General features: G+C 60.6%; 6 protein-coding genes and 1 pseudogene. 4 read left to right on the top strand and 3 right to left on the bottom strand.

Annotation, left to right across the window (positions count from 1 at the left end):
* The coding region (locus PMI09_RS10200; protein WP_007792291.1) for an alcohol dehydrogenase catalytic domain-containing protein at positions 1–446 on the bottom strand (446 nt) is incomplete at its 3' end.
* Positions 447–695: 249 nt separating this feature from the next.
* On the opposite strand from PMI09_RS10200, the gene PMI09_RS10195 reads away from it, so the two are divergent.
* A complete protein-coding gene (locus PMI09_RS10195) occupies positions 696–1,583 on the top strand; it encodes a branched-chain amino acid aminotransferase (protein WP_007792288.1) in 888 nt (295 codons plus the stop codon).
* A gap of 69 nt (positions 1,584–1,652) precedes the next feature.
* Positions 1,653–1,759 (top strand): annotated as a pseudogene (locus PMI09_RS32800) (bestrophin family protein); the annotation flags it as partial.
* Positions 1,760–1,762: 3 nt separating this feature from the next.
* Here the strand turns inward: PMI09_RS32800 and PMI09_RS10190 are convergent.
* Entirely contained in the window at positions 1,763–2,992 is a 1,230-nt protein-coding gene (locus tag PMI09_RS10190; protein ID WP_007792285.1) for a multidrug efflux MFS transporter, read from the bottom strand.
* A gap of 402 nt (positions 2,993–3,394) precedes the next feature.
* Here PMI09_RS10190 and PMI09_RS10185 point away from each other — a divergent pair, with 402 nt between their 5' ends.
* Positions 3,395–3,739, top strand: coding sequence for a nuclear transport factor 2 family protein (locus tag PMI09_RS10185; RefSeq protein WP_007792284.1), 345 nt, complete (start codon positions 3,395–3,397; stop codon positions 3,737–3,739).
* Between the two features lie 187 nt (positions 3,740–3,926).
* Here the strand turns inward: PMI09_RS10185 and PMI09_RS10180 are convergent, their stop codons facing one another.
* On the bottom strand, positions 3,927–4,370 hold the full coding sequence (locus tag PMI09_RS10180; RefSeq protein WP_007792280.1) for an SRPBCC family protein: 444 nt from the start codon (positions 4,368–4,370) through the stop codon (positions 3,927–3,929).
* 194 nt (positions 4,371–4,564) lie between these two features.
* On the opposite strand from PMI09_RS10180, the gene PMI09_RS10175 reads away from it, so the two are divergent.
* Complete coding sequence (locus PMI09_RS10175; RefSeq protein WP_007792278.1) at positions 4,565–5,158, top strand: HIT family protein; 594 nt, start codon at positions 4,565–4,567, stop codon at positions 5,156–5,158.
* Positions 5,159–5,174 lie beyond the last annotated feature (16 nt).

Below are 5,174 nucleotides of genomic sequence, written 5' to 3'. Positions count from 1 at the left end.
CGCCAGCCGAGGCTTGCCGCCGTCGCGTCGTCGATACTGTCAGGCAGATGCACGAGGTTGGTATCGGCATAGTCGATCGCCACGTATTCGGCGAACGACCCCCAATGCGTGAAGCCCGGCTGGAACTGGTTCGGGCACACCTGCTGGTTGCCAGAATGGCATTCGCTGCAATGACCGCAGCCGGAGACGAAGGGCACCGTCACCCGGTCGCCGACCTTGAAGCGCATGACGCCCTTTCCGGTCGCGACCACCTTGCCGGCCAGCTCATGGCCCGGCACATGCGGCAGCTTGATATCCGGATCGTGACCCATCCAGCCGTGCCAGTCGCTGCGGCAAAGCCCGGTCGCGCCGACGGCGATGACCACGCCATCCTCGCTGGGTGTCGGGTCGGGCAGGGTGCGTATTTCGGGAGCCTTCTCGAAGGCGTCGTAGAACATGGCTTTCATTGATTTTACTCCCTGTCAGTCGCAACGATTCCGGCGCATGATGGCACGGCGCCGATGTCGCTTCCAATCGCGCCATCCATGATTTTCCGTGATACACCCATCGATCGAACTCACGGTCACGCGAACGAATATTACTCCGAGGCTAACGCATCCGCCATTTTCTTGCGTAGGGTTCTCGGGCGCGGATTTCCGCTTGACCGGCTCTTCGCACGGGGATTTTGCTCTTCGAACTTTTCAAGGAGAATGCCCATGGCTGTCGATACATCGCCCCGTTCAAACACCTGGACCTACGTCGAGGGAGAGTGGCTTACCGGCAATCCGCCGCTGATCGGGCCGACCTCGCACGCCATGTGGCTGGCCTCGACGGTCTTCGATGGCGCCCGTTGGTTCGACGGCATCGCGCCGGACCTCGACCTGCACTGCCAGCGCGTCAACCGCTCGGCGGTCAACATGGGCCTGAAGCCGGTGAAAACGGCCGAGGAGATCGAGGCGCTCGTCTGGGAAGGGATCAAGAAGTTCGACGGCAAGACGCCGATCTACATCAAGCCGATGTATTGGGGCGAGCACGGCTCGGCCGGCAGCGTCGTCACGGTCGATGGTGATTCCACCCGTTTCGCGCTGTGCCTCTTCGAAGCCCCGCTCGGCAACCATGCGCCGAATTCGCTCACCGTTTCGCCCTATCGCCGTCCGTCGCCTGAAACGGCGATGACGGATGCCAAGGCCGGCTCGCTCTATCCAAACAGCGGCCGTGCCATCGCTGAAGCGAAAAGCCGCGGTTTCGACAACGCGCTGATGCGCGACAGTAACGGCAACGTCGCCGAGACGGCGTCCTCCAACGTCTTCATGGTCAAGGACGGCATCGTCTCGACGCCGATCGCCAACCGCACCTTCCTTGCCGGCATCACCCGAGCCCGTGTTATCGGCCTCTTGCGCAAAGCGGGCTTCGAGGTGCGCGAAGTGACGCTCTCGGTCGAGGATTTCATGAATGCCGACGAGATCTTCACGACGGGCAACTATTCCAAGGTCGTCGGCATCAACCGCCTCGATGGCCGTGATTTCCAGGAAGGTCCGGTGACCCGCAAGGCGCTCGAGCTCTACATGAACTGGGCCTTCGGCCGCAGCGAAAGCGACAGCTAAGCCCAGCGCTTCTCACCTGAGTATAATGGCTGCGGCCATTCGGTCGGCCATTGGGAGGAAAGGCCGCCGCTGCCGATCGGCGCCCTTGCTGACACGATGAGATCTATTTGCGTGAAGCGCTGATAGAGACGGATCTGCCGCCGCTCCCAGTTCCGGTGAATTACCTGCTGATGTAGTGGCTATCCGGCCATGCTTCTCGGCCGCACCATCCACGCATAGGCGGCCCCGGCGATCAGTAGCACGCAGGTTCCCAAAAACACGGCCCGCATGCCGATATGGCCACCGACGAAGCCGCCGAGCACGGGGCCGGCGACCTGGCCCACATATTGCGAGGAGACAGACAGGCCGAGAATGCTGCCCGCCGCACTGTCCGGCACGCTATGCCGGATGACCGCAGAAATGCAGGGCAGCAGCCCTCCGAGCGCTATCCCCATGAGGAAGCGCAGAATGATCAGCTGCCAGGAGTTCGTCACGAATGCCTGCGGGATCAGCAGCAGCCCGGCGACTGCAAGAGCACCCGCAATGACAGGCCAATGGCCGATCCGGTCCGCAAGCTTGCCGAGGCGCGAGGCCGACAGGATGCTGCCGAGTGCGGCCGCCGACATGACGATGCCTGCGATCATCGTCACCTTGCCCGGATCGTCCGCCAGCTGTGCAACATAGACGGTGATGATCGGCTCGATCGACATGTTGGCGAGCATCAGCAGCAGGCCCGTTGCGAGCATCGCGACCACGGGGCGCTTGTCTGATATCGAGGCCCAGCCGCCGCTCGCCTTCGCGGCCTGCTTGCGGGCAGGGGACTTCTCTTCCTTGATCAGGAAGGTGGTTGCGAGGAACGCCAGGAAGATCATTCCACCCGCGGCCAGGAACGTGCCGCGAATGCCGATCAGCGGCGGCAGCGCGCCGCCGATCAGCGGACCGACGAGGTTGCCCGCCATGATGCCGGAGGCGAGCATGCCGAGCGCCCAGGCGGAGCGATCCTTCGGCGTCTGCGTGGCGACTAGCACCATCGAGCCGGACGAGTAGCCGCCAGCGAGCCCAACGAACAGGCGCAGCGCCACCAGCTGCCAGACGTTGTCGGCCATTCCCATCAGCGAGATCGCAACCGTCATCCCGGCGCTGGCGCGCACCAGCATCAGCTTGCGTCCATAGATATCGCCGAGCCGGCCCCAGAGAGGTGCCACGAAGGCCGCCGCCAGGAAGGTCGCGCCATAGGCGATGCCCGACCATTGCACGATCGCCGCGTGGTCGCTGACCCCAAGCTCTTCGACGTAGAGCGGTAGGAACGGCAGCAGCAGCGTCATCGCGACGATCGTCGTGAAGGAGCCGAGCAGCGAAATGAGCAGATTGCGCTTCCAGTAGATCGAGCCGCTCTCGACGACGGCTGCGTCCCATTTGGTATCTGTCATTTCGTAGCCTTTGCATTGATCGTATAGGTCAGTTCAGCCGCGCCGGAGGCAAGGACATGCCCTTTGCGGCGGCAAGAAAATCGGCGCGGGTGAAGGCGCGGGAAGCATTAGCCGGTCGGTATCGAGCGCATAGACGGTTACCCCGCGGTGGATGCGCAGATCGTTCCAGGGTGGGCACACGCCCATATAGCCTCCGTAAGGACCGTCCTTCAAGAAGGCTGCGAAGCCGTTCTGTCCGCGTCAGCCGTGCTCGGTCATTGTCAGCGGCAATCCGCCCTGTGGCAATCCGCTGCCATCGGCTCCTTCGCAGCTGCTTTCCGAGCAAGGGTTGCGCAAAACGGCTTCACCTGATATAAACTGATTGCATATTGCAATCGGAATTAAGGAAAAGGGACCGGTGCAATGGCAGGTGATGGCTCACGACGCGAGCGGGTCGTTCGCAGCCTCTACGAAGCCTATATCGACGGGCGCAAGGATGACGCAGGCACGATGCTGACGGAGGACTTCACCTTCTGCAGCCCGCGTGACGATCACATCAATCGCATCGCGTATTTCAACCGTTGCTGGCCCGAACCACCGCCGTTTCGCGCCATGGAGATCGAGTATCTCAAGATCGTGGATGACGAGGTGGTCGTCCGATACAGGGCCGAAAAGCATGACGGCGGAGCGTTCCGCAACATGGAAGTCCTGCGCTTCAGGGGCGACCGGATCGCCTCGGTGGACGTCTATTTCGGCCGCAATGTCTAGAACATATCTGCAACCAGTTCTTCCAAATACCTCTGATGTCCGGAAGGCGACGCAGAGCGGTCATTTGGCCGCGGACCGGCGGCGTCAGCTGCGACCGCGGGCCGACGCGCCTCGTCAGAGCGAAGTTCCCGCCTTTGCTCTCATAACGATCAAGCGGCCGTTCTCTAATCCGCGCAGGTTCTGAGACTTATTCTTTGATTTCCGGCTCAACGAGCCTTGCCAGATTACGGAGCGATTCCTGCCAACCGAGATAGCAAGCCTCTGGGGGTATCTCGTCCGGGACGCCCGCTTGGACGACATTGAGTTCGGTTCCCGCCGAGACTTTCTTCAATGTCACGGTGACCTCCATTTCACCAGGCAAGTTGGGGTCGTCGAATTTGTCCGTGTAACGAAGCTTCTCGCCCGGCACCAGTTCGAGATAGTTGCCGCCAAAAGAATGGCTTCCTCCGGTCGTGAAGTTCCGGAAGGACATCCTATGCGTTCCGCCGACCGATGGCTCCAAATGATGTACCGTGCAGACAAACCCATTTGGCGGAAGCCATTTGGCCAGCGCATCCGCCTCCAGGAATGCGCGATAAACTTTCTCGGGACTGGCAGCCAGGACCCGGTGAAGGTGTATCGTGTTCGGCATGATGATCCTCCTTTGGATAGAACACTGAGAGTGCTCCTAGGACGAACCAGGTTTTGTCAATCCGACAATGAGATTGAAATATCCGGTCTCAGCCTATGTCGATCATTCTGCTGTTTCCAGCTGGACCACGCAATGTGTTCCCCATCCTTGCCCAAGCCGGGCCAACATAGAAGCCCGCCAGATGGGAGGCCACCATGCGCCAATTGCATCGATTGGTGAGACTGATAAGTTGGGCCATGGCCGAAAATCGCGACATTCCCCAGCAATTTTACATTGGCGAAACTCCTGGCTGGTCTGTGAACCACCGTATAAATTCGGCGCTCCCCGGCTACCTTATGATCAGTTCGAAAACGTTCACCAACGACCTGAGTGATTTGCCCAGCGAAACGTTATGCTCGCTGGGCCAGCTGTTCGCTAAGGTTCAGGATGCTTTGAAACGCGTCTTAAATGCCGAGCGGGTTTACATCGGTCGCTACGGGCACACACCGGGCTATCCGATCCATTTCCATGTCATCCCGATATATGCGTGGGTTGAGGAGCTTTTCTGGAGCGACGATCGCTACCGGCTGCTCGAAACCTTTGCGGACGGACCGGGCGAGACGCCTACCGATGGGGCGGAAATGACGCTGTTCGTCTGGCGCGAGTTTTGTGAACGAAGAGAGCCGCCGCCAATCAAAGGCCCTTCGGTGGATGAGGCCATCAATCTCTTACGCCGTGCTATCCAACTTTCGCAAGGTTGGATGTCCGCGACCAGCGATCCGAAAGATCGCGACGCGCTTTGGGCCTAGGAAGTGTGGACAGTTA

Source organism: Rhizobium sp. CF122, from assembly GCF_000282035.1.
Classification (GTDB): domain Bacteria; phylum Pseudomonadota; class Alphaproteobacteria; order Rhizobiales; family Rhizobiaceae; genus Rhizobium.
Note: the sequence above shows the minus strand (reverse complement) of the source record. Positions and strands in the feature narration are given on the sequence as shown.

Coding starts and splice junctions, on each gene's coding strand:
- PMI09_RS10195 (WP_007792288.1), top strand. CDS start 696: ATGGCTGTCGATACATCGCCCCGTTCAAACACCTGGACCTACGTCGAG.
- PMI09_RS10190 (WP_007792285.1), bottom strand. CDS start 2,992: ATGACAGATACCAAATGGGACGCAGCCGTCGTCGAGAGCGGCTCGATC.
- PMI09_RS10185 (WP_007792284.1), top strand. CDS start 3,395: ATGGCAGGTGATGGCTCACGACGCGAGCGGGTCGTTCGCAGCCTCTAC.
- PMI09_RS10180 (WP_007792280.1), bottom strand. CDS start 4,370: ATGCCGAACACGATACACCTTCACCGGGTCCTGGCTGCCAGTCCCGAG.
- PMI09_RS10175 (WP_007792278.1), top strand. CDS start 4,565: ATGCGCCAATTGCATCGATTGGTGAGACTGATAAGTTGGGCCATGGCC.